This window comes from Saccharospirillum salsuginis (assembly GCF_014651855.1).
Classification (GTDB): domain Bacteria; phylum Pseudomonadota; class Gammaproteobacteria; order Pseudomonadales; family Natronospirillaceae; genus Saccharospirillum; species Saccharospirillum salsuginis.
On record NZ_BMXR01000010.1, the window covers coordinates 142965 to 168556 of the forward strand.

Sequence of the window (25592 nt, forward strand, 5' to 3'; positions counted from 1 at the left end):
AACATACGTTAACCGGTCGCAATCGGATGGTTACACCCCTTCCCAGATCCGCTCATAGGCCCCGTCCGACTTCATCGACCGTAAACAGCCCGACAACCGCTGCAACACCGCCACCGGCATCCGAGAGTTGGCCGCCAGATACAAATCCGACGACAACTCTCCGATATCCGCCACGACCCGCAACTGCTCCAACGGCAACCCCAACTGCCCAACCCGATACGGCAACGACCGCGCATCGCCCGCCACCAAATGCACCCGGTCGTGATACAACATCTGAATCGTATTCTCCGCCGTCCCGGTGAAATCCACCTCAAACCCCGCCTTCGCCAAAAACAGCGCCTTCACATCCTTCAACTGACCGGCCACCCGGAACCCCGCCAGTTCCCGCCAATCCGCCACCTCCGGCACAATCGATCCCCGTATCGCGAATATTTTCACATCGTACGGCGACACCGTTCCCACCCACTCGAAATACGGTTCGCGTTCGGCATTGCGGGACATACTGTAAATCAGCGTATCGGGTTCGGTTTGCGCCAGATGATAGCTGCGCGCCCACGGCAGAGCATGAAACTCGCACCGAACCCCCGCCCGCTGACACACCTCACGCACCACCTCCGTGGCCGGACCGGCCACAAGCCCCTCGTAATCCACCACATAAGGCGGAAACGGCGTAGTCACCACTTTCAAAACCGGCGGCTCCAGCCAATCGGATTGACAGCTCTCCGTATCGGCATTCGCGTACAGACGAACCGGTAAAAACAGCCAAACAATGGCGATGAGGCGGAAAAACCAGAGTCCCGATTGAAACATAAGACGTCCTTCGTCGAGGGAGTGTTAAGAATCAGGGGAAGTATAAAGACTTGTCGAGGGAGGGATACAGAAACAATTTGAAAGGGGTTGCACAGCCAGTATCCGGTACAGGGCATTAGGTAAAAAAGGAAGTGGACGATAAGCCGTGGCGACACAACAAGTGTCCGTTGTCGGGGTAAGCCACTGCAGGGTAGTGGGCGGCATGGATGCCGCCGTCTAGCCCCCATGGATGGGTTCACGGCGACCCAGCAGTGGCTTACCCCGACGGCGGGCACGGACCACTGGCAACAGATCAACCGTGGCACAACAAGACGGTGGCAACCAACCATCCATCACCACCGTCTAACAAGGTCAGATAACGAACTGATCCATAAACGTATGAACCGGCGTCGCCTTCAGACGATCGGCATCCTTACAGAGCTCGAAAATCGCCTGACTGCGTCCGGCCGGGAAACGGGTCGCCAGATTCGCCTGGAACTTCTTCTCCAGCAACGGAATTCCCTCCTCACGACGACGACGATGACCGATCGGATACTCCACCGCCACCTGCTCCGTACTGGAACCGTCCTTGAAGAACACCTGAATGGCGTTCGCAATGGAGCGCATTGAAGGCTCGTGGTATTCCTCGCTGTAACGCTTGTCTTCCACGATCTCCATCTTATCGCGCAGCTCGTCAATCTCCGGATGGGCCGCGTGGAAATCGTCCTCGTAATGCTCCGCCACCAGATTACCGAAAATCAGCGGTACGGCCGCCATATATTGCAAACAGTGGTCGCGGTCGGCCGCATTCGCCAGTTGTCCGACCTTGCTGATGATGCGGATCGCGGACTCGTGGGTGGTGATCACCACCTTGTCGATCTCATCCAGCCGGTCTTTCACCTGCGGGTGCAGAGTCACAGCCGCCTCGGCGGCAGTCTGGGCGTGGAACTCGGCCGGGAAGCTGATCTTGAACAACACATGCTCCATGACATAACTGCCGTAATCGCGCTGGAAGCTGAATTGTCTTTGCTCTTCCGGCTTCACCTGCTGGTCCTTGTTGGTCTTACTGAACAGGACGTCGTAGAAGCCCCATTGCGGCGCACTTAGCGCACCCGGAATACCCATTTCACCGCGCATGGCGATATCGACCAGACGTACAGCGCGGCTGGTGGCATCGCCGGCCGCCCAGCTCTTGCGTGAACCGGCGTTCGGCGCATGACGGTAGGTACGCAGCGCCTGACCGTCGACCCAGGCGTGGGACAGCGCGCTGAGCGTCTGCTCGCGATTGGCACCCATCAGCTTGGCAACAACGGCGGTGGAAGCGACCTTGACCAGGACGACGTGGTCCAGACCGACGCGGTTGAAGGAGTTCTCCAACGCCAGAATGCCCTGGATTTCGTGCGCCTTGATCATGGCTTCCAACACGTCGGCCATGGTCAGCGGTTGCTCGCCCCGGCTGAGTTTGACCTGGGAGATGTGGTCGGCTACGGCCAGAATCGCACCCAGATTATCGGACGGGTGGCCCCATTCGGCAGCGAGCCAGGTGTCGTTGTAATCGAGCCAGCGGACGATGGCGCCGATGTCCCAGGCAGCCTTGACCGGGTCGAGACGCAGTTGGGTGCCGGGGACGCGGGCGCCGTTGGGAACGACGGTGCCTTCGACCAGCGGGCCGAGGTGCTTGGTGCACTCGGGGAAGCGCAGGGCGAGCAAGCCGCAGCCGAGGGTGTCCATCAGGCAGTTGCGGGCGGTGTCCCAGGCTTCGTCGCTGGTGACGTCGTAGTTCAGTACGTAGTCGGCGATGTCCTGGAGTACCTGGTCGTAATCCGGACGTTCATTCAAGTCAACGTTTGCACTCATGGTGGTTCCTGTTTTGGTTCTGTGGTTTGTCTGAGTTCGGTGGTTGGTCTGGGTTCGGTGGCTGTGGTTCGCGACTGCTACCGGGGGTAACCCCATCGGGGTCGCCGTGTATCCATCCATGGAGGCTTGACCTCGGCATCCATGCCTCGCACATCCCCGCTGGGGTTACCCCCGGCATCAGCCGCTGGCTTCGAAGCCAAATCGTAGGGTGGGCACTGCCCACCATTGATCAACCACCGTATTCCACCCGTATTTCGGTATTCGATTGAGGTACCCATTGCCATTTGCGTGGTTACTTGTGGTGGGCATTGCCCACCCTACGTATTAACGCTCACTCAACGGTACGAACTTCCGCAACTCGGGGCCGGTGTAATCCGCGCTTGGCCGGATAATCCGGTTGTTTTCCCGCTGCTCTTTGATGTGCGCGGTCCAACCACTGACCCGAGACATCACAAAGATCGGTGTGAACAACGCGGTCGGAATGCCTAGGGCGTGGTAGGCGGAGGCGTGGAAGAAGTCGGCGTTGCAGAACAGTTCTTTCTCCCGCCACATGACTTCTTCGCACCGCACGGAGATGTCGTACAGTTTGGAGTCGCCACTCTCTTCCGCCAGCTTGCGCGACCAGTCCTTGATGATGGCGTTGCGCGGGTCTTTGGTGCGGTAGACGGCGTGGCCGAAGCCCATGATTTTTTCTTTGTTTTCGAGCATCTTGAGCAGTTTCTGCTCGGCGTCGTCGGGGTCGTTGAAGCCCTGGATCATCTCCATGGCGGCTTCGTTGGCGCCGCCGTGCAATGGCCCACGCAAGGTGCCGATGGCGCCGGTGACGGCGCTGAAGATGTCGGTCAGGGTGCTGGCGGCGACCCGGGCGTTGAAGGTGGAGGCGTTGAATTCGTGCTCGGCGTAGAGGATGAGCGAGGCGTGCATGACTTTGATGTGGGTCGGGTCGGGCTCGCTCTGGTGCAGCAGGGTGAGGAAGTGCTCGCCGATGCTGTCGGCATCGGAGTCGGTGTCGATGCGTTTGCCGTTCGCGGCGTAGTGGTGCCAGTAGCAGATGATGCTGGGAAAGGCGGCGAGCATGCGTTCGATTTTGTCGTCCTGCTCGCTGAAATCGGCTTCGGGTTCAAGGACGCCGAGCATGGAGCATCCGGTGCGCATGACGTCCATGGGGTGGGCGCTGGCGGGGATGCGTTCGAGGACGTCTTTAAGCGCTTGCGGCAGTTCGCGTTTTTTGGCGAGCCGGGTTTTATAGCTATCCAGTTCGCTGGCGGTCGGCAGTTCACCGTGTTGCAGCAGGTAGGCGACTTCTTCGAACTGGGCCTGGTCGGCGAGGCTTTGAATGTCGTAGCCGACGTAGGTGAGGCCGCTGCCATCCTGGCCGACGGTACACAAACGGGTTGCTCCGGCGACCTGGCCTCTCAGACCGGCGCCTCCAAGTGCTTTCTTAACCATGACTGACCTCCTGGTTGTGTTCTTGTGTCGGGGTCGGTTTTTGCCCCTGTACTGCCATTGGTGTGTTGGTTGCCTGGGTATGTGAACCCTTGGGCCACTTTTTGCCATTGGTCCGTGTTCGGTGCGGGGGTAGCCCCAATCGGGGTCGCTGTGAATCCATCCATGGACGCTTGACCTCGGCATCCATGCCTCGGACATCCCCGCTTGGGGCTACCCCCGCGCCGAACACTCACATCTGTGCCACTTCATTGAGAAAACGTCCTTTACTTCTGTGACCATTACCGGGATGTAGAGTCCACCGCAGACTAGCGCCGGATGCCGGGTAGACCTATACGGGGATGTCGGCCGCCCGGACGGCGGCCGTCAAGCTCCCATGGATGGGTTCACAGCGACCCCGAATAGGTCTACCCGGTAGCCGGCGCGGGTTTAACCACAAAACTCCACAGTCTTCATTCAACCCTTGGAACTGGCGAACAGCTCATCCAGTTTTTGCTCGAATTCGTGGTAGTTCAGAACGTCGTACAAGTCCATCCGGGTCTGCATTTTGTCGACAACGGCTTTCTGGTCGCCGTTGTCGTGGATGCTTTGGTACACCTCCAACGCGGCGAGGCTCATGGCGCGGAAAGCGCTGAGCGGGTACAGGACCATGGCGACGCCGACGTCGGCGAGTTCTTTCTGGTTAAAGAGCGGTGTTTTGCCGAACTCGGTGATGTTGGCGAGGATGGGGACGTTGAGCGCGTTGGCAAAGGCCTGGTAGTCCTCGAGGGTGTGGACGGCTTCGGCGAAGATGGCGTCGGCGCCGGCGTCTACACAGGCTCGGGCGCGGTCGATGGCGGCGTCGAGGCCTTCCTGGGCGAAGGCGTCGGTGCGGGCCATGACGAAGAAGTCTTCGTCGTGGCGGGCGTCGACGCAGGCTTTGATGCGGTCGACCATTTCGCCTTTGCTGACGATTTCCTTGTTGGGGCGGTGGCCGCAGCGTTTCTGCAGGACCTGGTCTTCGATGTGGATGGCGGCGACACCGGCGCGTTCCATTTCACGGACGGTGCGGGTGATGTTGAAGGCGCCGCCGAAGCCGGTGTCGATGTCGACGAGCAGTGGCAGATCGCTGGCGGCGGTGATGCGGCGGGCATCTTCGACGACGTCGTTCATGGTGGTGACGCCAAGGTCGGGCAGGCCGAAGGAGGCGTTGGCGACGCCGCCGCCGGAGAGGTATATGGCCTGGTGTCCGGCGCGTTCGGCGAGCATGGCGCTGTAGGCGTTGACGGCGCCGACGATGGGCAGTGGTTGGTGGTTGGTCAGGGCGTCTCGAAAACGGCGTCCGGCGGTCTTGGCGGTCATGAAGGTGTCTCCTCTGTTTGGAGTTGTTCGAGCACGCGACGTGCCGAGCGTATGTGTCGTTTCATAAGCAGGGAGGCGAGTTCGCCGTCGCGCTGCTGCAGGGCTTCATAGATGCGTTGGTGTTCTTCCAGGGCCTGGCGGGGTCTGCGTCGCCGGTGGGCGGACTGGAAGCGGAACATGCGCACCCGTTGGTACAGTTCGTCGCACAGCAGACTGATCAGCCAGCGGTTGCCGCTGGCCTGGATGATGTTGAAGTGAAAGTCGAGATCTCCGTCCTGCTGAATGTAGAACTGGCCGTCCTGGTCGTCCAGGTAGTGGGCATGTCGGTCGAGGATGCGGCCGAGTTCGGCGAGTTCGTCGTCGGTCATGCGTTCGGCGGCGAGTTCGCAGGCGAGGGATTCGAGGTTTTCGCGGATCTGGTAGAGCTCGATGAGTTCCTGACGGTCGATGCCGACGACCTGGGCGCCGACATGGGGCACTTTGCGGACGAGTTTGCGCGATTCGAGGCGGTGCAGGGCTTCACGCAGGGGCCCCCGGCTGATGCCGAGCTCGCGGCTGAGGTCGGATTCGCGCAAGCGGCTGTGCGGCGCCAGTTCGCCGGTGACGATGGCGTCGAGCAGTTGCTGGTAGATCCGGTCGACCTGGGTTCTCGATTCCGTCATTGTCTACAATCTTCACGGTTTTCGGCATTAAACCTGAATAGTCGCGATAGTTCAATGACACTTTGTAGACAATTAGTCTGAGAGGTGTTTCGGAAGGGGCTTCGGGTTGCATCCGGTGGCTCGGCTTTAAGGTGGCTAGAGTTCGCACCTGGTGGCGGGGTAGACGCCTGGAGGGTCGTCGTGAATACTTCCCTGTAGACTAGACCGCAGCATCCATGCTGCGGACTTCCCTCCAGACGTCTACCCCGCCACCAGGCGCTTGGCTCAGCGGCCGCTTTAAAAGACAAGCATCCCTGCCAAAGCTTTTTCAGATTCCAAGGGCTCTATTCGGGGCCCACTAACGTAAAAAGCCCTCACCATTTGTCCAGCAAGGGCTTTCAAATAAATCAGTAGTAAGGGGTTCTTGGACTTACTGCTTGGTCACTTCTATATCAAACTCCAGTGGGTTGCTGTCCGAATCGCCACGGTAATTGGTGCCGTTGAAGATGCGAACGGCGTATGTCCCGGCAGAGAGGGATTTCACCATTTCGGTACTGGTGCTGTCGGTGCCGGGTCCTCCGATGAAGTCGACACGTTCCTGGTCGTTGTAGAAGGTGATGCCGCCGGAGTCGTCCTCGTCGGCGAACAGGGCGATGCGCAGGGAGCCGCTGCCTCCGTTACTGTAGTTGTCGGCCAGTATGCTGTAGTCACCGCTTTGTTTAACGGTGAATTGGTAGTAGCTGTAGGCAGGCATGTCCTGGGCGGTGGAGACGGTGTTGCCGACGGTACCTCGATGGGTGCTCCCCAGGGTCAGTTCGACCGCTTCCCTGAGGTTTGAGCCGCCTTCGGAGACGAGGAACCAGTTAACGAGGATGTGGTTGGGTCCATCGCTGCCAAATGAGGGGCTGATGTAGGATTCAAGGCAATGCGCTTCGTTGATGTCCAGTCGATCGGTGCGCCCTTCTGCGTGCTGGTTGCCGTCGCCGGTACCGTTGTTATAGCCCCGGTTTTCACAAAAATGAGGCGTGTCTTCATCGTCGTCGCCGAAGAGTTCCCAGGAGTTGAAACTGGGGCTGTCTTCTTCGGCGTCGACGCTGACTTCGAGCCAGTAGTGGCCCGGTTTTTCCGAGACGAATACTGACGTGAAGCGGGTCTCACCCGGGTCATTACTGCGGTTGAATTCGGCCTGCTCGTCCTGACTGGTGCAGAAGACGGGACGACTGGTTTCGTTCAGGGTTTGCAGGGCGCATTCGTCAAGTATCCAGCCGAAGCCGGATCCTCCCGAGTTAGGCGGTTCGGTGCTGTATTGGTTTTTCAGGTTGAGGCGGGCGGCACTGAGCAGGGTGTCGTCCTGTTCGGCGTTCACCTCACTCAACTCGTCCACCCCATCGCCATTAATTGCCCCATCGTCGGCAAAGTCGTCGGCCATGGCGTCGAGGCCGTTCTGGTCGATGCCGGCCTTGAGCAGGGCGGCGGAGAACATGAGCAGGTTGGCGCTGTCTTCTTCGGAGGTGCCGTCGATGGTTTGCAGCAGGTTGAGGTCGCTCGGTGCGCTGTCGATGGCGAAGGCGCTTTGCAGTTCACCTCTCGCCTGGTCGTGGCTGGCGGCGAAGGCGGTGCCCTGCCCCATCAGGTGACGCACCCGCTTGGCGATGAAGTGGGTATAGAGGTTGACGTTGGTCGACAGGGATTGGCCATCTTCGAGATCGGTGACCGCCAGCAGGGTGCGGTCGGTGCCGGTGAAGTTGCCGCCGATCTCGTCATAGAAGGTGCCTTCGATCGACAGCTGGGTGCCGCCGGCCCAGTTGAGATCGGTGAATTCGAATTCACCCCGTTCGGTGGTCTCGGTGGTGGCGGTGTCGCCGCTGAGGCTGCCATCGGTCTTCAAGCGTGTGGCGGTGACGGTTTGCCCCATTTGAAAGGGGCCTTTTTGGGCGGAGCCCGAGGTGGCGCTGGAGGCGGAGGAGCCGTTGCCTCCGTCGTCACCGCCGTCGTCTCCGCCACCGCCGCTGTTGCAGCCGACCAGAAGGCCGGCCAGCAAGGGGATGAGAGCGAATCGAAATTGAACATCCATGATCAGTCTCCTCTCTTTTTCTTCAGTCTCGTTTAATACGAACGACGCTCAGCAGACCAAGCACAAGCAAGAACCCGAATCCCAGGGTACCGCCTCCGCCGGAGTCTTCGGAGTCGCCGTCGTCGGAATCATCATCGTTGTTGGAATCTCCACCTGAGCTTCCGCTGCCGCCGGTGGTTGGGCATTCAGTATTGGTGCCATCCTGGATCAGCACGAAGTCGGCCGGATCGGTGATGCTGTTGCCGGCCACAGCCAGATCGGTCTTGCCGTCGTCATTCAGGTCGCCTGTGGCCACATGCTGCACATACGCGCTGCAGACATTGGCGGCGCCGGCCTGGTAAGCGAAACTGGTACCGGATTCACCCAGGTAAAGACGAACGTTGCTGCCGTCGGCGATGAGGAGATCGTCCCGGCTGTCTCCGTCGACATCGGCGATGTCCAGTGAGATGCCCTCGAAATCGAGATCGGCCTCGGTGAATGTGCCGTTATCATTTGTCCAGACGGAATGGTCCTTGCCGGTGACGGAGACGGGAGTCGAACTATTGAAGTGGGTACCAATGATGTCCAGATGGCCATTGCCGTCGATATCGGTAAAGTCGACATCGCCTATGTCCCAATCGGTTTTCAGGACCGCAGTCAGTTCGGTCAGACCCATGCCATCGTGTTCCCACACCTGAATACCACCGGCGTAGTCAGTACCGTCTGCGTTATAGGGTCTGCAACCCACAACCAGTTCATCGCCACTGTCACCGGCAAGATCAGCGGCTTCAACACGCGTGCAGTCAAGGTCGCTAAGAACTCGTTTGCTGGGCAACGCTGCGTAATCGTCAGAACCGTACCAGATCCAGAGTACGGAGTACTTGGTGGAACCGGTACTGCGATTCAGAGCGACCATATCCAGCTCACCATCCGCATCGACGTCGGCTATGGTCCAGTCAGCCGGATATTCCCCACTCACACTGACATTGGCGTTTTCCGAAAAGTTCCCGGAACCGTTGTTCAACAACAGTTGGGCGGAGGCTTCCTGAAGTCCCGAACCGCCCGCGACGAACAGGTCTGGGTGGTTATCGTTGTTGGCATCGACTACGTACAGACTGGATGTGTATTGATTGCCAAGGTCAATGCCGGCATTGGAGAACTGGCCGGTGCCGTCGTTGAGCCAAACCTCGACATAGTCGTCGTACTGACCGAAAACCAGGTCCAGGTCGTTGTCTCCGTCCACATCGGCAACGGCGACTTGAAAGGACTGGTCTTCGGAGAGGCTCTGGCTGGGTGCGAGGGTAACGGCCAGGCCGGCCAGCGGGGTTGCCAGCATCGCACCGGCCAGGGCCAGACGATAGGAATGTAATAGAACGGACATACAGGTCTCCAGAGGCTACTGCGTAGTGTCAGCCTGTCAAGCTACCGTCCGATCAGGGGCATTGTCTGTGATGCAAATGCATCATCTTATTCGGCCAGGCGCCGAATGAGCGACACCTTGTCGTGCACTTTCAATTTTTGATAACAGCGGGCAATCAGGTTGCGGATGGTGGCCGGGGATCGGTCCAGATACCCGGCGATCTCCTTGTAGGTCAGCCCCTGGACATACATCTCCGCCACTTCCCGCTCGCGGGCCGACAACCGTGCCACCGGCGCTCCGACCGCGATGCGAATCAGGTAGCCGTACCCCAGCGCCTGGGCCACCACTTCGGCTTCCGGAGTCCGCCATTGCCCCGCATCACGCAACTCCGCCATTACCGGGTCGGGGATGCGGCTGCTCTGTTGCCAAAGGGATCGACTGAGCTCATCGAAGGCCGGATGCGCGGAACGCACCAGCCCACACGCCGAGACCAGCGCAACCGCCTCGGACGGTTTCGCCGACTGCTCCAGATAAATACGCTGGTTCTGGCGCTGGGCCTGCACCAGATGCGGCAGCAGTGCCTGCGACAGATCGCGCTCGGCATCCTGGAACGGTCGTTTGGGGTCGGTATGGCACAGGGCGATGAAACTGACGTAATTCGACTGCGGCTCGTTGACAATGGTGGCCATCAACTGATGGATGTCGTGTCGGCGCCAGTGTTCGTTGAACGCCAGCGACTGGCGGTATTCTGGAAGATCATCGATGTGATGCATGTGCCCCGGATGGCGCAGGTTATGGTCGCACAGCGGATCGACTTCCCGAACCTGGTGCCAGTCGGTCAGAATGCGGTCATCCTCGTTCCACACCACCAAATCGGTGATCGCGCGCTGCGCCGCGAAGCCACCGCCCCAGGCCGCGCAATCGACGGGAAACAAACCGGACAGGTCGGCCAGTGTCGCCTCCTGGAATTCACCGGGCGCCTGTTCCTCCGCACGGCGATACAGCCTGAACAGAAAGTCACTGAAATCCGACAGCATGCCGTCCATTTGGACACTACGACTCCTGAATAAACAACCAAAACAGGGACTTGACCGGTATCGGCCATTGTACCCCACGCCTGGATCAGGGTAGCATCCAGCCAGTATAAGTCTACTTTCCGGAACAGTGTCCAACATGACCGAAGAAGTGACGACAAACCGAGTGGCCATTCGCCTGCACCAGGCGCCGCTGGATATCGTGCAAGGCAATACGGGAAAAACACTGTACGACAACCTGCTCGACCACGGCCTGGAAATCCGCAAATCCTGCGTCAACGGCGCCTGCGGCGTCTGTCGGTGCCGGCTGATGTCCGGCGCCGTCGACTATCGCGGCCGCCACCCCTACGGACTCAACGGCGGCCAACAGGCCGACGGCTGGATATTGCCCTGCATCGCCTTCCCCAAAGGCGACCTCAAGCTCGCCCACCTGCGGCTCGAAAAATGAAAACCCGGCGCGAGGGCGCTAAACTGACAGGAAATCGACCCGACACAGGCTGACTGGCTGGCATGAGCACCGATCGCTACGACATCTACTTCCGCGGTGAAATCCTCGACGGCTACTTCGAGGATTTCGTCAAAGCCGACATGGCCCGACTGTTCAAAACCGAAGAACACCGCATCGAACCCTTTTTCAGCGGCCAACCCCAGCCGATCAAACTGAAAGTCGACAAGGCCACGGCCGCCAAATACCAAAAAGCGCTCAAGGACATCGGTGCCAAACCCGTCATCGTACCCGCCGGCCAACCTCTGCCCGAACCTCAGGCACAAACGACCTCCGCGCCGGAAACGGGCGCCGCATCCCCCTCCCCGTCCGGTGAACCCAGCTCGGACTGGACCATCCTCCCTCCGGGCAGTGACATCGGCGAACACCGGGACATCCAACCCGTCGCCGTCGACACCAGCGGTTTCAGCATCGCCGAAGTCGGCGTCACCCTGGTCGAGAACGCGGAACAACCGGAACCGGTCCGCGTCGATATCTCCTCCCTGTCCATGGGCGAGGTGGGTGAAACCCTGGTCGAGGAAGACAAGAACCCTCCACCTCCGGCGCCGGATACGTCTCATTTGAAGTTGGAATAGTTATTAAAGGCTTGATGTTCCCACTAATAGCTAGCGCCGGCTGCCGGGTAGACCTATTCGGGGATGTCGGCCGCCCGGCCGGTTTTTGCTCCATGCAAAACCGGCACTCCCGCCATCCATGGCGGTCGGACACGGCCGTCAAGTCCCCATGGATGGGTTCACGACGACCCCGAATAGGTCTACCCGGCAGCCGGTGCGGGTTCTGGCAACTATCGACCCCAGGAAAAACGTGCCAGTGCGGGTTACCACCACTCACCGATAACGGGCATTCGTCTCGTACCAGTGAGCCTTGTCCGCATACATCCGTTCATCGGCCTTCTTCAGCAACTCCCTGGCCGGATCATGCGCCGAATTGGCCACCCCGAGGCTGAGCTGAATCGGCACCGTCACCGATCCCCCCTGCTCCGTCTCCAAGGTCATCTCACGCCCCCGCACCAACCGGTCGATCCGCTCCCCCAGTACCTGAGCCCCCTCCAGAGTGCTGTCCTGGCACAAAATCACAAACTCGTCCCCGCCGAATCGATACACCCGATCCCCACGACGCGACACCGCACTCAAGCCTTCCGCCACCGTACTGATCAAGCGATCACCCGCCTCATGGCCGTAATGATCGTTGACCCGCTTCAAACCGATCAGATCGACCAGCACCACCGAATAATCGATGCTCGGGTTGTGCTGCCGTACCGACTCCACCGCCTTGAGATCCCGGTCCAGGCTGGCCCGGTTATAGACACCGGTCAGCGCATCACGCTCCGCCGCCTTCTTCAGTTCCTGTGTCAGCAGCAGATTCGCGAGGCTGGTGCCAAGTTGATCGAGCAACAAACCGATGGTCTTGGTATCCGTCTCGGACAACCGCTTGGCCTGCACCAGCAGCAGCCCCTGACTGAGGTTAATCGGTGAATGCAGGGTAAACACGAAATAACCGTTTTGCTGGCCGTCGCCTTCGAGATAATAGCCGTCAGGCAAATTCTGCCGCGCCCGCACCAATCGGCGTAACACCCAGATCCGCTGACTTTCCACCATGTCTTCGGAAAAGGCGGCGAACTGCAGCGTTTCCAGGCGATTGCTGTCGCGCAACACGAACCCGAACGAGCGGTCCGGCTGCAAAACCCGGAACTGTCGCAGGGCTCCCTCGACCAGTTCATCGAGATCCTCGGCATGGTCCGACAAACTTCTCAGCTCGAGCAGAACACCGAACAGTGTGTTCTTATCCTGGGCATCCATCTTTATGGCATTCAGCCGCCGGTTCTGGGTGTAAAAGACCCAGGCGGTGCTCAGTATGTAGCACTGCAACGACACCATGGTCAGGATTTCGATGGGCAGCGGTGCCTCGGGCCGCCAATCGAACCCGACCACCAGCCCCCAACTGCCTAGACCGGCCAGATACAGCGCCATGGCATTGCGCAGCTGACGCAGCCCACCGGTCATGGTGTTGTTGAGAATCGTCGCTGCCAGCAGGGTATAGGAGATCCAGCCGGAAAATTCGATCAGGGCTGTGAACCCGCCCAGCATGAAGGCATCGAACATCATGGCGCGATGTTCGAGACTGGTGTTGGCGCGTCGCAGACGATCCGCCAGGTAGATCAGATGGGGATAGACCAGAAAAAACAGGGTCAGCGGGATAAACAGCAGCAGCGACCAGTCACGGTCGACTACCAGAGCGCCAATGGCAACGAATGTGGCTCCGAATCCGAAGACCCGGGGTGGGTAATTGACCCGGGTCAGGCGCGGGATTGTGCGCTTGCGTTCGGCCATGTGTTTCCTGGTTGCCTGGTAAAAATGGAGACGGTAACCCGCGCAGTATAGTCTCTACCTCGGGATCCAAACAGAGCAACTCCCGAACCGGCGGTTAAATGGACAGCTGCGTTCCCGCCGTGTCGATTGGCAAAGCGCCTTAAAAAGCCCTAGCATTGGCGTTCATTCTGGCCAGCCTGCTTCATGTCCACTGCCTCGCACAGCGAACCGTCGACCGCCAAACACCGTTCCGCCCTCAGCGAACCCGTTTTTCGTCTCTACTTTTTCGCCAGTTGCTGCGCCACGCTCGCGGTCTGGATCGTTCGCTTCCTGATCGGCTGGACCGCCTGGGAACTGACCCGGTCGGCGTTCTGGGTCGGCACGGTCAGCGTCATGTTGCTGGCGCCGACGATATTCCTGTCCCCGGTATTCGGCGTGGTCTCGGACCGGGTCGACCCGCGCAACGGCATGGTCACCACGGCCGCATGCAATATCGCCATTTGTCTGACCATTGTAGGCCTGTCCGCTCAGGACTGGCTGACGATCGTGGCGTTGCTTTCGGTCGCACTGGCATTTGGTTGCGTCACCGCGGCCCATCATCCGATGCGACTATCGCTGATGCCGAAGATACTGGCGCGGGACCTCTTGCCCAGCGGCATCGGTCTGTCCGCCATCGTATTCAACACATCCCGCATCATCGGCCCGGCCATCGGCGCCTGGATACTGGGCGCCTTCGGCGCCGCCTGGGCGTTTGCCCTGTCCGCCCTGCTGTTTTCCGCGACACTGGGCCTGTTGACACGCGTGCCCTCGGCCCCGCCCGTAAAGCCGGAGGAGCCGGAATCCCTGCTTACCGATTTGCGGGCCGGTTTCCGCTTCATCGGGCGTGCACCCCTGATTCAATTGATCCTGCTGATGACTCTGGTCAACGGCCTGGTCGGTCGCACCGTCATGGAGCTGCTGCCGGCGATTTCCGGTGAACTGGCCGGCGGGACGGCAGGCGCACTGGCCACGCTTACCGCCGTTGCCGGGGCCGGCTCCATCGTAGGCGGCTGGGTCATTTCGCGACAGCGCGGCAACACCCTGGGCATCAGCCGGCTGGTGTTCGTCGCCCTGCTGACCGGATCGCTGGTGTTGATACCCGTTGTCTGGCTGCAGGGCCTGGCGTTTCTGATTCCCGTCGTCATCGTTTCCGCGCTCAGCATGACCATCATTGGAACCGGCTGTCAGGCACTGGTGCAACTGGTGGTCAGCGACGCTTTTCGGGGCCGGATCATGAGTGTTTGGACCGTTGTCAGCATGGGCGGTCCCGCCTTCGGAGCCTTTCTGATGGGGGCCGTGGCCGATGTTTTCGGGTTTGGTGCGACCTTCATCGGCTTTGCGTTGGCCGCCATATTGACTACGTTCGGGCTGTGGCAGCAACGTCAACGCTTTCAACAAAGCGAGTGACCCAAACGGGATCGGCCATGAGTCGAATTGACAGAGCAATCACCTTACAGCAATCTAATCCAAGACTTGTCACTGCGGGACTGTCAGGTTGATGAAGGAGCATCGCCATTTTTGGCCGGGCCGCCAGCTGTAAACTGAGACGCGAACCGCAACGGAGGCGAGGCCATGCTGTATTTTGGCAAGACGCCGGGCGAAATCGAATTCCGCCGCAAACTCTTCTTGTTCGGGTTTCTGGCATCGGTTGGTAACGCATTCCTCATTCCATTGGGCATCATCGCTCTGCACGATGGAAATCTGATCCTGGCGGCTGTCATTGGACTCGCAGCAGCATTTGTAACCGGGACTTATCTGCTCGCGCGCGTGCTTCGCACCGTGTTTGTGCCCAGCCTTACCCTGTCGTTCACCTTGTTGCTGCTCTCTTTCTACATCACCGTCACCGGTGGAAAGGGCGGTACCGGCATTCTCTACACCTATGGCCTGATCGCGGTGGTCATCATGATGCTCGGGCATCGCCTGGGTGCGCTGATCACTCTGGTCTACGCCGCCGGAGTTTATCTGGCGCTGACAAGTAACTGGCTCTCCGGCTACAGCTACACCGAGTTGTACGAACAACGCATCCTGATTTCCACGCTGAGCACCGTCTCGCTGATCACCGTGACCGAATGGATTCGGGTTCGTTCGTACGATGCCATTACCGTGACGGCGGAAAACCACCACAAAGACGCCATGACCGACCCGCTGACCGGATTGTTCAACCGCGCAGGCCTGGAGCACGCGTTGAACGACTGGCCCCCGGACACGCCACGATCGGTGGTCGCCATGATCGACATCGACCACTTCAAGGGGGTGAACGATCGACTGGGACACGACCTGGGCGATCAGGCACTGACCGCCTTCGCGCGTGTATTGCGCAACAGCATCAAACATTACGACCTGCTCTGCCGCTGGGGTGGCGAAGAGTTTGTGGTAGTGCTGCGCGATATCGACCTCGACACCGCCTTTCGGACACTGGAGGAATTGCGAGTCCTGATGGCGAACCGGGTATTCGTGTTCGGACCGCATGAGCTGACATTGCATTTCAGTGGCGGTCTGGCCTTGATGGCATCCCGGGACCAGTTTCGTGCGGCGCTGCATCAAGCCGACGAACACCTCTACCAGGCCAAACGACGCGGGCGGAACCAGATCAGTCCATCGTCGGGCATACGGGTACCGGCGGTTTCGCCAACCAAGTCGGAAATGTGACGCAGTTAACTATTTATTCCGTGGTAAACGCTGGTCAACTGCTATCATAGCGAGAGAGCCGTACCGGTAAGGACCAACCAACGTGCACCTGGGCAACACACCCGAGGAAATCGAACTGCAGCGCAAGCTGTTGCTGATGCGATTTTTTGCCGTCGCCGGCAATCTCGTCATGATCCCCCTGTTGGGGGTGTCGCTGTATCATCAACGCTGGGAAGCGGCCATCATCCTGGCGGTTGTTATCGTCATTATCACCACGGCCATCCTTCACGCCCATCGAAATCAGCGCACCGGTCCGGCCAGTCTGTTCGTGGCCACCGGTCTGTGGCTGTTTTCGAGTTACCTGACCGTGACCGGAGGCGTCAATGGCACGGGGGTCTACTTCTCATTCAGTCTGGTGGTGCTGATGATCATGATGGCCGGCCTGCGTACCGGTCTGACGCTGGGCCTGGGGTATTGTGCCGTCGTTTTTCTGTCGTTCGGCCTGGACGCCGGCTTCACTTATGACTATCCGCAAGGTACCCGGATTCGCATCGGAGCCTCGACGGCGTTTATCGTCCTGCTGACTCTGGTGGCCGAGTGGATTCACCTGCAATCCTATTCCGCGATCAAATTCACCGCCGAAACCCACCGGCGCAATTCACTGACCGACTCCCTGACCACACTGGTCAACCGCGCCGGTTTGGAACGAACGCTCTCGCAATGGCACAACCCACGCCAACCGGCGGTCGTGGTATTGATCGACATCGATCACTTCAAAGCCATTAACGACCGATACGGTCACGACATCGGCGACAAGGTGTTGTCCGCCTTCGCCAAGGTATTGCGCAATAACCTGAAACAGGACGACGTCGTCTGTCGTTGGGGTGGTGAGGAGTTCGTTATTCTGTTCTCCGACGTCTCCGAACGCAAAGCCGCCGAGGTTGTGGAATCGCTCCGGGAACTGGTCGCCGGGCGCACCTTCACCTTCGGCGAACAGGAGGTTCAAGTCCAGTTCAGTGCCGGCGTGGCGGCATTCGAGGGCGAGCAGGGCTTTCACGAGGGGTTGAAACAGGCTGACCAGCGGGTCTATCGGGCCAAACGGGCCGGTCGCAACCAGGTGGTGGCTGCCGAACCGGAAATGAGTGAATTGTAATCCACCTCATGCCACTCTCGGCGCAGGCTGGTGCTGGTGGGCGGAACCTGAATGTTCATATGAGCGGGTGTGTCAGGAGCGATAGAGTTGCTTGCGGAGGGAATCGACCTCCCGACGCAACTGCTGAATTTCCTCCATCAGGTCTATCGCCACGGCGACCCCGGCCCAATCCAGTTCCAGTTCGCGGCGCAACCGGCTGGCCCGTTGCAGACGGGCCAGTGCCTGGTCCTGAAAGGTCCATTCCCGCGCACCACGGCGGGATTCCGCCGTCGGGCGTATCACGCCCAGATCGACCAGGTCCATGACGGACTCACGACTGAGGGCCGTCCGTTCGCACACCTCCGTCAGCGTCCAGACGGTGGTTTCATCCGACAACTGGTGCTCCGTGACCACGATCGTCGTCACCGTCGTGTTCATGAACGCGCCTCCAGTTGCTTTCGGGGATCAAAGTCCGCCTCAGTCTGGGCCAATTTTTGGTAAAGCGCCAGCGCTTCATCGGAATGGCGCTTGGGCACCGTGACCTGCAAGGTGACGATCAGGTCTCCGGTCGGGTTGCGCCCCAGCCCCTTGCCTTTCAAGCGCAGTCGCTGGCCGCTGGCGGACCCTTTGGGAATCGTCAAATTGACCTGGCCGGTCAGCGTCGGCGCCTTCACCCGGGCACCCAGGGCGGCCTCCCAGGGCGTGACGGGCAATGTCAGCAGCAGATCCTTGCCGTCCACGCCGAAGACCGGGTGCGGAGCCAGTTCGATTTCCAGAAACAGATCCCCGGTCGCGCCGTCGCCGACACCCGGACCGCCCTGCCCGGCCAAACGGATGCGTTGGCCGGCGACAACCCCGGGTGGAATCTTGACGTTGAGCGTCTTGGTGCGGCGATGGACACGGCCGTAGGCATCCACCTCGGGGACCTGCAGGCGGATTTGTCGCTGCACGCCCGAAGCGGCTTCCTCCAGGAAAAGGGCGATTTTGTGGTGCATGTCCTGGCCGCGCTGGCTGAAGGCCTGCTGCCAGTCGGGTCCCGCCTGACGGTGGCCGCCGCCCATTCCCCCGAATATGGATTCGAAGAAATCGGTGAACTGACGGCTGAGGTCCTCTTCACTGAACCCCTGGCCCGCGCCGGTTCCGGCACCCGCCGCGCCCTGCTGATAACCGCGGGCTCCGAGCTGGCGAATCTGGTCATACTCGGCGCGTTTTTCCGGGTCGCTGAGCACTTCGTAAGCTTCGCCGACTTCTTTGAATCGGGCTTCGGCACCGGCTTCCTTGCTCACATCGGGATGGTATTTCCGCGCGAGTTTGCGGTATGCCTTTTTGATATCAGACGCCTCGGCGTCGTCGCTGACGCCCAGGATCTTGTAGTAGTCTTTGAACTCCATGGTCACAAAGCCCACCTGATGAATGTCACTGTGACCATAATGTGTTCAAACCGCCGGCTTACAAGCGGTGTTCGCGGAAATTAATGCGTATCGGAGGCCAACCACGCCCGGCTCAAACCGAATCAACAGCCAAAGCCGCCCGCAGTACCCGGTTATCATCCCCCCGGGGGGCGGACAACTGAACGCTTAGATACTGCCCATCGGCGTCGGTCCCGGCGGGCATGGCCACGGCCGGGCAATCGAGAAAGCTCGCCACCATGGTCAACTTCAAAGTGTCCAGATTGGTCTTCATGTACAAATCGTCACTGTCGACCAGCGGCGCGAGTTCCGGTGCGGCATGCGCCACAGTCGGCGACAACAGAAATGCCCCTTCCAGTTCCTGCGCCAACGCCCGCTGCAGCCGTTCGCGTTCTCGATACAGCACAACAGCCCGATCAGGCGGCTGCTGGCCAACAGCGAGGATGCGGTTGCGCACGCGCGGATCGAAGGCCTCCGCGGGGTGATGCTCCAGCAGATCGCGGTACTCGGCGAGCGCCTCGTAACCGCCGAGCCAGCCATACCGGTCGATCACGGCCAATGTTTCCCGTACCGCCGAAACCCGGCGGCGCACAACGCGAATACCGGCCTCTTCCAGTTTACGGGCGACCTCCAGCATCCGGGCCTTGACCGAACCCTGGATCAACGGCGAATCCAGCGCATTCTCATCGAACACCAGCGTCAGCGCCGCCCGCGACATCGGCTCCGGAAGCGCCGCACACCCGGTGCGCATCGCCTCGGTCACCCACAAACAGTCGCCCAGCGTCCTCGCCAGCGTCCCGACCGTATCCAGCGACCGCGCCAACGGCAACACCCCCGCCATCGGCATACGGCCCACCGTCGGCCGATAGGAATACAACCCATTGAACGCCGCCGGAATGCGCAACGAACCGGCCGTATCCGACCCCGTCGCCACCGGCACAATGCCCTGTGCCACCGCCACCGCCGAACCACTGCTCGACCCGCCCGGCACCCGGGCCGCGCCCTCGCCCGGAGTATGATGCGGCGTCCCGAAATGAGGGTTCATGCCCAACCCCGAAAACGCCAGCTCCGTCATATTCGTCTTCCCGACCGGAACCAGACCCGCCTGCCCCGCCAGACGCGCGCACTCCGAATCCGCCTCCGCCGGATGATTCAACACCCGACTGCCACCGGTCGTCACCGAACCGGCCACATCGAACACATCCTTCCACGCCACCGGCACCCCATCCAACGGACCCAATCGCCGACCGGCCCGCTGCCGAGCCCGCGACTGCTCCGCCTCGAACCGCGCCCGCTCTTCCAGCAGAGAGATAAACACCGACTCGGAAGCCGCTGCTCGAGCCAACGCCTCTTCCACCACATCAACAGGATCGGCTCGACCCAGCGCCAACTCTTCCGAAAGACTTTTAACCGTATGTTGAGTGTCGCTCATTCGATTCTCCAACCTGTAACCAATTGCGTACCAAATGTTTGAACCGGCTTTCTCTCATACAGTGTTGCTGTACCAAGCCAGTGTGGGGTGGCGGGTTAGGTCCCCAGGGAAGTGGGCAGCATGGATGCTGCCGTCTAGCCTACAGGGATGTATTAAGTGGGCGGCACCCCGCGCGACCCTGGAGGCCTAACCCGCCACCCTACACGAACCACTGGCACTAGACTCTGCTAAGCCACAGTTGAAGTTAAACCAACCACCCCGACATGCCATCACCACAGCCACCAAACGGACCCGACCCCATGTCACGCTGGTTCATCCTCGCCGGTATCGTCCTCATTGTCATCGGCCTCATCCTCCACTATGCCCCCGGCCTGCTCAACTGGTTCGGCAAGCTCCCCGGCGACCTGCGCTTCGAAAGCGAACGCACCCGAGTCTACTTCCCCATCGTCTCCATGATCATCATCAGCATCATCCTCACCGTACTGATCAACCTCTTCGGCCGCCACTGAACGCGACTGTTCACTCGGTCGAATGGTTGCAACCCCGGGAAACGTCGCCATCTGAACCAGATCCAGACAAGACAACAAGGAGCACCCATGAGCACCCTCATCATAGGAGCCAACGGTCAGATCGGCCGCCTGCTGGTCGAACAACTCGTCAAAAACGGCGAACCGCCGAAAGCCATGGTCCGCACCCAGGACCAGGCCGAAGCCATGCGCGACCTCGGCGCCACCCCCGTCATCGGCGACCTCGAAGACGACTTCACCTCCGCCCTCAGCGGCTGCAGCCAAATTGTCTTCACCGCCGGCTCCGGCGCCAAAACCGGCCCCGACAAAACCATCCTCGTCGACCTCTGGGGCGCCATGAAAGCCATCGACGCCGCCGTACAGGCCGGCATCCAACATTTCGTCATGGTCAGCTCACGCGGCGCCGAAAACCCCGAACAGGGCCCCGCCAAAATCAAACACTACACCGTCTGCAAAAAACTCGCCGACGACCACCTGCTGCGCAGCGGGCTCGACTACACCATCCTGCGCCCTGGTCGCCTTACCAACGACCCCGCCACCGGCCAATTCACCACCGACTGGCCCGCCGCCCCTGACGACCAATGGATCACCCGAGCCGACGTCGCCGACGCCATCGCCTACTGCCTGAACGAACCACGGACCCTGGGTAAGATTTATTCGCTGTTTCATGGTAGTAAAAGTTTGGAACAGGCTTTGGAGTGAATAAGGTACTCGCCGATCCATCGAGCTAAACTACAAGCGATTTAGCCGCCTCGCGAATCAAAACAAGATCCGTCAGTGGTGAGAATAACCGTTGATGCAAGCGTCGGGTGCCGGGCAGTGTCCAGCCGGGGAGTGGGCAGCAAGGATGCTGCCGTCTAGCCTACACGGACGTATTCACGGCGACCCGGAGGGATACTGCCCGGCACCCGACGCGAACCATAGCCACTTAATTGGAAGAAGCCGATATGCGATCCAACCGCAACCGCTCGCGTTGATCGAACAACCGCCGACTGGCCAGCAAAACGGCCACCAGCGTCCCGAACCCCGTCCCGACGGTAATCGTGAACATCACCAGAATCTGATACTTCACCGCCAACGACGGCGGACTCCCCGCCAGGATCTGCCCCGTCATCATCCCCGGCAGACTCACCACCCCGGCCGCCGCCATCGCATTGATCGCCGGAATCAAGCCACTGCGCGCCGCATCCCGACGCATATCCGCGATTGCCTCCTGCCAAGGCTGGCCCAACATCAACCGCGCCTCGATCACCTGACGTCCACGCCAGACGCTGTCCGTCAACCGATCCAGCCCAATCGACACCCCCGTCATCGTATTGCCCAGCATCATCCCCAACAACGGAATCGCATACTGCGGCCGGTACCACGGATCGGGACCGATGATCACCGTCAAAGTCAGTACCGTCACCGTGAAAGACGACACAAACATCGACAAGGTACCGATGCCAAAGGCCCAACCCCGGATCAGCCGACGATTCTGACGCGCCACCACCTCGCGCCCGGCCACCAGCAGCATCGCGATCGCCAGCAAAGCCACCCAGATCAGTGCCCCGACGGCGAACAGCGCTTCCAGCACCAAACCGATCAGCGACAATTGCACCACCGTGCGCGCCGCCCCAATAAGCAAGGACTTACCCACGCCCAGACGCGCCCAATAGGAGGTCGCGGCCAGCAACAGCACCATCACCGCCGCCAACGCCAACTCCCAGGGGCTCAGCTCGATGACCGGCATGGCACCTCCTTCAGGTGTTCCGCGACTATCGCGAAATGACGGTCCGCCACGCCTTCGATCTGGGCTTCATCATGCGCGACCCAGATGACCGGCCAGCCGTGCTCGCGGATGCGCGCCTGCAGCCATGTTTCCGTCAAATAACGTGAGTGGCTATCGAGATTGGCCGTCGGCTCGTCGAGCAGCAAGGCCGAAGGCCCACGTGCCAACGCCCGCCACAGCGACAAACGTTGTTTTTCGCCGGTGGACAGGTGACTGACATGCCAAGACAACGGATTGTCGGAAAACCCGAGCGCCTCCCATTCCTCGCGGGCATCCAGTGGGAAATGCGCGCCCACGCGCTCCTCCCACCACTGGCTTTCCGCCGGTACCAACATAACCCGGCGTCGCCACTGATGGGCGGGAAGATCGTTCTGGCGGGAACCATTGAAGGCCACTTCGCCGTCGTGGGGGTCCAGATCGGCGATGGCACGCAGCAGGCGGGTCTTGCCGGAACCGGAGGGACCCGACAGACACAGAATCTCACCCGGTTGCACGGTCAGCTCGAGGTCCCGCAGGTTACCGACACCGAAGTGAGTGAGTCTTAACATACCGATCAGCCGCTAGCATTCGGGTTGAAACAGTGGTTCAGAACCGGGATGGGGTCAAGCCTCTTGCCGCCTGGGCTATACCGCCTCACCGCTGTCGGTGAGTGGACGCAAACCGGGTTCGGGTGTTTCGGTCGAATCCGCCTGATGGATCAGGACTTTCATCAGACGGTACCAATGCTGAATGTCGGCATCGGCCTGACGGTGCGTCGGGCCACCGCGCCGGGTCGGATGGTCCAACAGCACCACGCGGTGTTGTGCCCGGGCAGGATCGTTCAGAATCAATTTCAGCTCCAGCTGCCCGATCCGATCGTCCTGGGACGGGGCCGGTGAGTCACCGGAGGATGCCGGCATGCGCCCCAGACTGGGGTTGCGGATCTTGGCGGCCCGTTCGGATTTGGCCACGGTTCGACCGTCTTCCCGGATTTCGCACGCCAACAGGTCGTGGTAATCCAGCGTCCGGGCGACCGGTGAACCGCCCAATGAGTACAGCAATCGCAACTTTTTACGATGACGGTCGAACGCAAGGCCAGTGCTACCGTCATGGGAATGGAGACTTTGAGACGTGGTGAAGTCCCGCCCCTGCCCCCGGTCGTGCGGCATTTTCTTGTTATTAGCGCGAATCCCTCTGAGGTTCGCGGCCACCAGCCGATACAGGAGCGCCAAACCGAGCCCCGACAGCAGGTATGAAACCCAATCCATTCTCGTATTCCCTGTGAGCGTTTTGTGGAAGAGTTCACATCTTTATGGACGTCGACTGTAATGTCAAAGGTTTGGCTTGCCTGCATCAATTTTAGTAATTTCCTCCCGATAAATAGGTCATTTTGACCTGAAATTTGTCGCATCGACCGTCAACATCAACGTTTCGAGTACTAATGGTGTTCAAAAGCAACTTACAAAAAATAAAATACCCCCTAAGATATTGATCTGAAAACCAAATACAGATTACAAAATGCGATACCCGGTCGATCCGGTGGAACCTCGCCTTCCCTTTCCTACACTTTTTTTACCGCCCAAGGCGTTGATCAATGAGAGGGGAAGACGGATGAAAGCTGTTTCCAGCCTGATTGTATTGGCCTGTTCCTGTGCCGCCGCCAGCGTCGCCTGGTCAGACACCATCACCATACGCGCCGACAGTTGGTGCCCGATGAACTGCGAGCCCGGCACGACACAGCCGGGATACATGATCGAATTCGCCCGCGAGATCGCCGAGCAGAACGGCCACAGCGTCGACTACCAAACCATGCCCTGGCGCCGCGCGGTGGATTCGGTACGCGAAGGTCAATTCGACTGCGTGGTCGGCGCCTATGTCGAGGACGCCCCGGATTTCCGCTTCCCGGACGAACATTGGGGCCTGGACCAGACCGCCGTCTACGCCAAGGCCGACAGCGACTTCGCCTATGACGGGCTGGACTCGCTGCAAGGCGAAAAAATCGGCGTCATCGGCGGTTACGCCTACTCCGACGCTTTTGACGCCTTCGCCGAACAGAACCCGGACGTCGTACAGTGGCTCAACGCCGATAACGCCCTGGAAAACAACATCCGGAAGGTTCTCGCCGGCCGCCTGACCGCCACCCTGGAATCGCCCGCTGTTATGGGACATAAACTTAAATCCATGGGCGTTCAGAGCCAAATGAAGCGGGTCGGTTACCTCGGCGAAGGCAGTGAGATGTACATCGCCTGCAGTCCGGCCAAGGCCGCCACGGCGGGCTATGTAACGATGTTCAGTGAGGGGACACGTCAATTGCGGGACAGTGGCCGATTGCAGGAGATTTTGGCGGACTACGGACTGGAGGACTGGAAGTAGAGTTTGAGGCGCTAGCTACAAATAAGTGACACTTACAAAAAAGCCCCCGGGCCTTGCGGCACGGGGGCTTTTTTTTGAATCTGGCGGTGAGGGAGGGATTCGAACCCTCGAACGGTTTCCCGTTACACACTTTCCAGGCGTGCGCCTTCGACCACTCGGCCACCTCACCATATTGTCCACTGCGCGGGATGTCCTGCACAACGGCGGCGAACTTTATAGGATACCGGGGGCTAATGCAAGTTTTTGATATAAAACAATCAGTTAGCCTCTTCACATCATGCGCCCGACGGCGGCAGGCGCCGGTTTAAAGCCGGGACACAAAGTCGGCCGGATCCAGTTCGGGGATGGGTTTGTCCTCGCCGGCCGGGGTACCGAGGTATATAAACCCGACCAGTACATCGTCGGTGTCCAGGCCCAACCTGGCCCGCAAGCCCGGGCTGTAGGCTGCGGTGCCGGTCCGCCAGATGGCGCCGAGCCCCTGGGCATGAGCCGCGTTGACCAGGTTGGTGCAGGCGGCCCCGGTAGCCAGGATCTGTTCAATGGGCGGCACCTTGGGGTGCTCGGTGATGCGGGCCCAGGCGATCAGCACCAGCGGGGCCCGCAGCGGTGCGTTGAGCAGCTTGGTGATTTGCTTTTCGTCCAGGTCCGGCTGTTCAGCCCGAACACTTTCGGCCATCCATTCGCCGAGTTGGGTACGTTTGTCACCGCCGACCTCGATGAATCGCCAGGGTCTGAGCCAGGCATGGTCCGGCGCGCGGAAGGCGGCCCGATAAAGCTCATCGAGTTGGTCGCGGCTGGGACCGGGTTCGGTCAGCCTGGGATGGGAGACGCGGGTCTGCAAGTGCGTCAAGGGTGTCTGGGTGGATTCGTCGGGCATGGTCCCCTCAGTGATTTCGGTTCGAGAATCGGGTATGGTAGCCGTTCTCAACCACTTTACTAGGGAGCCTCGGAACAAATCCAGCGAGGC

Annotated in this window: 24 protein-coding genes and 1 tRNA gene; 8 read left to right on the top strand and 17 right to left on the bottom strand. The window is 60.2% G+C overall.

From position 1 onward, the window contains the following. Positions 1–30: 30 nt before the first annotated feature. The 8 genes from IE111_RS18775 to IE111_RS18810 form a co-directional block, all read right to left on the bottom strand. Positions 31–810, bottom strand: a complete 780-nt coding sequence (locus IE111_RS18775; protein ID WP_189611670.1) for a substrate-binding periplasmic protein — start codon at positions 808–810, stop codon at positions 31–33. Positions 811–1161: 351 nt separating this feature from the next. Next, positions 1162–2646: a bifunctional 2-methylcitrate dehydratase/aconitate hydratase gene (locus tag IE111_RS18780; RefSeq protein WP_189611672.1), complete on the bottom strand. Its 1485-nt coding sequence runs from the start codon at positions 2644–2646 to the stop codon at positions 1162–1164. Between the two features lie 324 nt (positions 2647–2970). After that, complete coding sequence (gene prpC / locus IE111_RS18785; RefSeq protein WP_189611674.1) at positions 2971–4095, bottom strand: bifunctional 2-methylcitrate synthase/citrate synthase; 1125 nt, start codon at positions 4093–4095, stop codon at positions 2971–2973. 453 nt (positions 4096–4548) lie between these two features. Further along, positions 4549–5433, bottom strand: coding sequence for a methylisocitrate lyase (gene prpB, locus IE111_RS18790; RefSeq protein ID WP_189611676.1), 885 nt, complete (start codon positions 5431–5433; stop codon positions 4549–4551). Further along, the gene (locus IE111_RS18795; RefSeq protein ID WP_189611678.1) at positions 5430–6095 is read right to left on the bottom strand and encodes a GntR family transcriptional regulator; all 666 of its coding nucleotides are present in this window, start codon (positions 6093–6095) and stop codon (positions 5430–5432) included. Before IE111_RS18795 ends, prpB begins: the two co-directional genes overlap by 4 nt. Before the next feature lie 409 nt (positions 6096–6504). Beyond that, positions 6505–8148 carry a hypothetical protein gene (locus tag IE111_RS18800; protein ID WP_189611680.1) on the bottom strand — a complete coding sequence of 548 codons (1644 nt, stop codon included), beginning with the start codon at positions 8146–8148 and terminating at the stop codon, positions 6505–6507. Between the two features lie 22 nt (positions 8149–8170). Next, positions 8171–9508: an FG-GAP repeat domain-containing protein gene (locus tag IE111_RS18805; protein WP_189611682.1), complete on the bottom strand. Its 1338-nt coding sequence runs from the start codon at positions 9506–9508 to the stop codon at positions 8171–8173. Between the two features lie 86 nt (positions 9509–9594). Then, a complete protein-coding gene (locus tag IE111_RS18810; RefSeq protein WP_189611684.1) occupies positions 9595–10533 on the bottom strand; it encodes a helix-turn-helix transcriptional regulator in 939 nt (312 codons plus the stop codon). Between the two features lie 127 nt (positions 10534–10660). Between IE111_RS18810 and IE111_RS18815 the strand changes: the two genes are divergently transcribed. Beyond that, entirely contained in the window at positions 10661–10969 is a 309-nt protein-coding gene (locus IE111_RS18815; RefSeq protein ID WP_189611687.1) for a 2Fe-2S iron-sulfur cluster-binding protein, read from the top strand. Positions 10970–11031: 62 nt separating this feature from the next. Further along, a complete protein-coding gene (locus IE111_RS18820; RefSeq protein ID WP_189611689.1) occupies positions 11032–11601 on the top strand; it encodes a hypothetical protein in 570 nt (189 codons plus the stop codon). Positions 11602–11853: 252 nt separating this feature from the next. On the opposite strand, the gene IE111_RS18825 is transcribed toward IE111_RS18820, so the two are convergent. Continuing rightward, on the bottom strand, positions 11854–13356 hold the full coding sequence (locus IE111_RS18825; protein ID WP_189611691.1) for a sensor domain-containing diguanylate cyclase: 1503 nt from the start codon (positions 13354–13356) through the stop codon (positions 11854–11856). A 183-nt stretch (positions 13357–13539) separates the two neighbouring features. On the opposite strand from IE111_RS18825, the gene IE111_RS18830 reads away from it, so the two are divergent. The 3 genes from IE111_RS18830 to IE111_RS18840 all read left to right on the top strand — a co-directional run bounded on the left by IE111_RS18830 (position 13540) and on the right by IE111_RS18840 (position 17155). Then, positions 13540–14781, top strand: a complete 1242-nt coding sequence (locus IE111_RS18830; RefSeq protein WP_189611693.1) for an MFS transporter — start codon at positions 13540–13542, stop codon at positions 14779–14781. 165 nt (positions 14782–14946) lie between these two features. Further along, complete coding sequence (locus tag IE111_RS18835) at positions 14947–16023, top strand: GGDEF domain-containing protein (protein WP_189611695.1); 1077 nt, start codon at positions 14947–14949, stop codon at positions 16021–16023. An 82-nt stretch (positions 16024–16105) separates the two neighbouring features. Then, on the top strand, positions 16106–17155 hold the full coding sequence (locus IE111_RS18840) for a GGDEF domain-containing protein (RefSeq protein WP_189611696.1): 1050 nt from the start codon (positions 16106–16108) through the stop codon (positions 17153–17155). Positions 17156–17227: 72 nt separating this feature from the next. Here the strand turns inward: IE111_RS18840 and IE111_RS18845 are convergent, their stop codons facing one another. The 3 genes from IE111_RS18845 to IE111_RS18855 all read right to left on the bottom strand — a co-directional run bounded on the left by IE111_RS18845 (position 17228) and on the right by IE111_RS18855 (position 19975). Then, positions 17228–17572 carry a chaperone modulator CbpM gene (locus tag IE111_RS18845; RefSeq protein ID WP_189611698.1) on the bottom strand — a complete coding sequence of 115 codons (345 nt, stop codon included), beginning with the start codon at positions 17570–17572 and terminating at the stop codon, positions 17228–17230. Beyond that, complete coding sequence (locus IE111_RS18850) at positions 17569–18525, bottom strand: DnaJ C-terminal domain-containing protein (RefSeq protein WP_189611763.1); 957 nt, start codon at positions 18523–18525, stop codon at positions 17569–17571. Before IE111_RS18850 ends, IE111_RS18845 begins: the two co-directional genes overlap by 4 nt. A gap of 112 nt (positions 18526–18637) precedes the next feature. Further along, on the bottom strand, positions 18638–19975 hold the full coding sequence (locus tag IE111_RS18855) for an amidase family protein (RefSeq protein WP_189611700.1): 1338 nt from the start codon (positions 19973–19975) through the stop codon (positions 18638–18640). Between the two features lie 299 nt (positions 19976–20274). Here IE111_RS18855 and IE111_RS18860 point away from each other — a divergent pair, with 299 nt between their 5' ends. Continuing rightward, a complete protein-coding gene (locus tag IE111_RS18860; RefSeq protein ID WP_189611702.1) occupies positions 20275–20484 on the top strand; it encodes a DUF2905 domain-containing protein in 210 nt (69 codons plus the stop codon). A gap of 87 nt (positions 20485–20571) precedes the next feature. Next, positions 20572–21204 carry an SDR family oxidoreductase gene (locus IE111_RS18865; RefSeq protein WP_189611705.1) on the top strand — a complete coding sequence of 211 codons (633 nt, stop codon included), beginning with the start codon at positions 20572–20574 and terminating at the stop codon, positions 21202–21204. Positions 21205–21430: 226 nt separating this feature from the next. Here IE111_RS18865 and IE111_RS18870 read toward each other — a convergent pair whose 3' ends face one another. The 3 genes from IE111_RS18870 to IE111_RS18880 form a co-directional block, all read right to left on the bottom strand. Continuing rightward, positions 21431–22234, bottom strand: coding sequence for an ABC transporter permease (locus IE111_RS18870; protein WP_189611707.1), 804 nt, complete (start codon positions 22232–22234; stop codon positions 21431–21433). Further along, entirely contained in the window at positions 22216–22821 is a 606-nt protein-coding gene (locus tag IE111_RS18875; RefSeq protein WP_189611709.1) for an ABC transporter ATP-binding protein, read from the bottom strand. The genes IE111_RS18870 and IE111_RS18875 overlap by 19 nt, the downstream gene beginning before the upstream one ends. A gap of 75 nt (positions 22822–22896) precedes the next feature. Continuing rightward, positions 22897–23520 carry a hypothetical protein gene (locus IE111_RS18880; protein ID WP_189611712.1) on the bottom strand — a complete coding sequence of 208 codons (624 nt, stop codon included), beginning with the start codon at positions 23518–23520 and terminating at the stop codon, positions 22897–22899. A 343-nt stretch (positions 23521–23863) separates the two neighbouring features. Between IE111_RS18880 and IE111_RS18885 the strand changes: the two genes are divergently transcribed. Continuing rightward, positions 23864–24625: a substrate-binding periplasmic protein gene (locus IE111_RS18885; RefSeq protein ID WP_189611713.1), complete on the top strand. Its 762-nt coding sequence runs from the start codon at positions 23864–23866 to the stop codon at positions 24623–24625. An 81-nt stretch (positions 24626–24706) separates the two neighbouring features. Here IE111_RS18885 and IE111_RS18890 read toward each other — a convergent pair. Together IE111_RS18890 and IE111_RS18895 are read right to left on the bottom strand one after the other, a co-directional pair. After that, a tRNA-Ser gene (locus tag IE111_RS18890) sits at positions 24707–24794 on the bottom strand. A gap of 135 nt (positions 24795–24929) precedes the next feature. Further along, a complete protein-coding gene (locus IE111_RS18895; protein WP_189611715.1) occupies positions 24930–25502 on the bottom strand; it encodes a nitroreductase family protein in 573 nt (190 codons plus the stop codon). Between the last annotated feature and the right edge of the window lie 90 nt (positions 25503–25592).